This window comes from Adlercreutzia sp. DFI.6.23, assembly GCF_024462535.1.
Classification (GTDB): Bacteria; Actinomycetota; Coriobacteriia; order Coriobacteriales; family Eggerthellaceae; genus Adlercreutzia; species Adlercreutzia rubneri.
In genome coordinates this window covers 1-311 of the sequence record NZ_JANGBP010000386.1, presented here as the reverse complement: position 1 = coordinate 311, position 311 = coordinate 1, and the positions used below count along the sequence as shown (strand labels likewise).

Genomic DNA, 311 nt, shown 5'->3' with positions numbered 1-311 from the left:
CAAGCGGCCCCCGCAGAAGGCTATCGCCATCTCCGCCGCCGACCTGGCGAAGTGCATCGCCATGGCCGGGCCTTTGGTGTGCGGTATCAGCCAGGAGGAGAGCCTGGGGGAGGGGGATCTAGCCGTGCGCCAGGCCATGGCCGCCCTGCGCACGGCCGAGCGGGAGGACGCCGGCATCGTGCGCTGGACCACCCTGCGCTTCGACGCCTTCGGCGCCGGGGCCCGCAGCGACCGCCTGTCCGCGCGTGCCGCCGACCTTCTGCGCTCGCTTCTGTTCGACTACGATGCCGAGCACGGTAGCGACCTGGGGC

The 311-nt window shown here is 72.3% G+C and carries 1 pseudogene; it reads left to right on the top strand.

Annotated elements, in window-relative coordinates:
* Nucleotides 1–311: pseudogene (locus NE591_RS13830) on the top strand (PucR family transcriptional regulator); the annotation flags it as partial.